The sequence below is a fragment of the Streptomyces cahuitamycinicus genome, assembly GCF_002891435.1.
Classification (GTDB): domain Bacteria; phylum Actinomycetota; class Actinomycetes; order Streptomycetales; family Streptomycetaceae; genus Streptomyces; species Streptomyces cahuitamycinicus.
In genome coordinates, this window is record NZ_POUC01000701.1 from 1 (window position 1) to 2,683 (window position 2,683).

The following is a 2,683-nucleotide window of genomic DNA, read 5'->3' on the forward strand; positions in this document are numbered from 1 at the left end:
GGCCCCCGCGAACCCGCGCAGCGCCGGAGCCTCGGACACCGTCGGCTTCGGCTGGTGGCCCTACGCCCTCGGCGCCGCCCTGACCATCAGCCTCGCGGTACCGGTGGCGACCCGACGCGGGCGGAAGGGGCGCGGGGGCGGACGGCACGCGGGCCGCCGGCGGCGCTGACCCGCCCCGGCGCTCCGTCTCTTCCGTCGCCGGGCTCAAGGACCCCTCAGCGGCCGCTGGGGGCCTCGGGAAACCCGAGCCCGGAAGCCAGCTGTCGTGCCTCGGCCGCCCATTCGGCCAGGAACGCCAAGGTCAGGCCCCGTTCGCGGTAGCGGAGTCCGGCCGGGACGGTGCCCTCGCCGCCGTAGGCCACCGGCTCCTCGTCCGCCCGGGCCAGCATCAGTGCCGTGAGCCAGTCGTACTTCACGGCGGAGGCGCACACGCCGAGCCGTACGAGGCGTTCGTCGCCGTGCCAGCCGCTCTCGCGCAGTCCCTGCACGTAGGCGTCGTACGCCGCCTTGGCCAGGCCGGGCAGCTCGGCGGCGGGCACGAACAGGTCGAAGACGGAGTCCGGGAGGTAGTTGCCGAGGTCTTCACCGAGGGCGCCGTCGCCGGTGAACGCCCAGTCGAGCAGGACGCTGGTGCCGGCGCCGCCGGAGCGGACGTTCGCCGGCCACTGGTCGAGGTGGCTCAGGGCGCGGGGCAGCGACTCCATGACCGTGAGGAACCACTCCCGGTCGTGGTGGAGGCGGACCATGTCCTCGCGCAGGCCGGGCGGGAAGTGCTCCCGGATCAGGGGGTGCTGCCAGGCCCGGTCGTCGTCGAGCAGGGCCTCACCCGTCGTCCTGTCCGACGTGTAGTCCCGCAGGAAGCGCTGGGAGAGCCATGGGGTGTCCTCCCCCGCGCCGACCGCGCCCTGTGCGGCGCCCAGGCGGTGGGCGTGGTCGACGTGGCGGGCGAGGGACCAGGTCGTCGCCGGTTCGCCCGGCACGTCCTCCAGCCACAACGCCACGTCGCCGTCCGGGCGTTCGGCACACTCCAGCAGCCGGGGCGCGCGGATGCCGTGCCGCTGCCAGACCTCCGCCAGCCCGGACCGGTAGACGTACGCCTCGCGGCGCCAGAAGTTCCAGTGCCGCGGGTCGTTGGACGCCGACCACGTGACGCCGGTCTCCTTCGTGCGTGTCAGCACCTTCAGGACGGCCGAGCGGCCGCCGCCGGTGACCCGCCACACCCCGGCCGTGACACCGTTCGACGGGTTGTGCGGGAGCGGCTCGAACACCGCCTCGTGCGCCGGGACTCCCAGGACCTCATGGACTTCGGCATGCGCTGCAGCGACTTCGGGCATCCCCCGATGCTATGCCGACGCCTCCGCCGTGTCCTTGCGTCCCCGCAGCCACACGTACACCGGGATTCCGGCGAAGAGGAACAGCACTCCCTGGTAGACGGCGGCGTACCCGGCGCCGGCGATCAGCCAGAAGGAGAAGCCGAAGGAGAGGACGGCGACGGTCAGGTCCCGGGCGAGACCGGCGGGGCGGACCCGGTCGCGGGTGCCGCGGGCCAGCCAGTACAACTGGGCGGCGGCCGACAGCAGGTAGGGCACGCAGCCGGTGAACGTCGTGATCAGGACGAGGACGCGGAAGGTGGTGTCCGGGCCGGCCGTGTAGTTGAGGCCGATGAGGAGGCTGCCGAGGACCACACAGGCCCACACCCCGAAGCCGGGCACGCCGCCCTTGCCGAGGCGGGCGAACGGCGCGGGGAAGAGGCCGTCGCGGGCGGCGGCGTACGGCATCTGCGCGGCCATGAGGATCCAGCCGTTGAGGCAGCCGGTGATCGAGGCGACGGCGACGAGGGCGATGGCGGTGCCACCCCAGCCGCCCCCGGTGATCGTGTTCACGGCGTCGGCGAAGGGGGCGCCCGAGTCGACGAGCCGGTCGTGCGGGACCAGTCCGAAGACGGCGACGGTGCCGAGGACGTAGACCAGGGCGGAGGCCAGTGTGCCGAGGACGCTCGCCCGGCCGACCGTGCGCTCGGGGTCACGGACCTCGCCGGCGCTGACGGCGGCCGACTCGACCCCGAGGAAGCTGTACAGCAGCAGAGCGGCGGAGGCGGCGAGCGCTCCGGAGACGCTCTGGCCGGAGGCGTTGAACGGGCCGAAGTTGTCCGCGTCGACGAAGAACAGGCCGACCGTGGCCAGCAGGAGCAGCGGGACGAACTTCAGGACCGTGGAGACGACCTGCACCGTGCCGACCCAGCGCGTGCCCGCGAAGTTGGCGGCGGCGGGCAGCCAGAGGGCGGCCAGGGCGACGAGGGCCTGGAGGGCGTGGTTGCCGTGCAGGGGTATCAGGACGTCGACGTAGCCGACGACCGCGACGGCCAGGGCGGCGATGCTGACCCAGCACATCGTCCAGTACGACCAGGCCGACAGGAACCCGGCGAACTCGCCGAAGGCGTCCCGCGGGTAGACGTAGAGGCCGCCGGTGACGGGGCTGCGTCGGGCGAGCTTGCCGAAGAGCAGGGCGAGCAGGACGGCGCCGACCGAGAGCACGAGGAAGGCGAGCAGGCTGACCGTGCCGTAGGGGGCGACGGTGGCGGGCAGGGCGAAGATGCCGCCGCCGATGATGTTGCCCATGACGAGGGCCGTGGCGGCGGCGAGGCCGAAGGTGCGGCGGGGAGCGGGCGCCGCGGGGCCGGCCG

General features: G+C 73.8%; 2 protein-coding genes. Both read right to left on the reverse strand.

Going from position 1 to position 2,683, the window contains the following annotated elements:
- Positions 1-215: 215 nt before the first annotated feature.
- Complete coding sequence (locus tag C1J00_RS41820; protein WP_102914034.1) at positions 216-1,334, reverse strand: aminoglycoside phosphotransferase; 1,119 nt, start codon at positions 1,332-1,334, stop codon at positions 216-218.
- A gap of 9 nt (positions 1,335-1,343) precedes the next feature.
- On the reverse strand, positions 1,344-2,683 hold a 1,340-nt coding region (locus C1J00_RS41825; protein WP_102914035.1), incomplete at its 5' end, for an amino acid permease.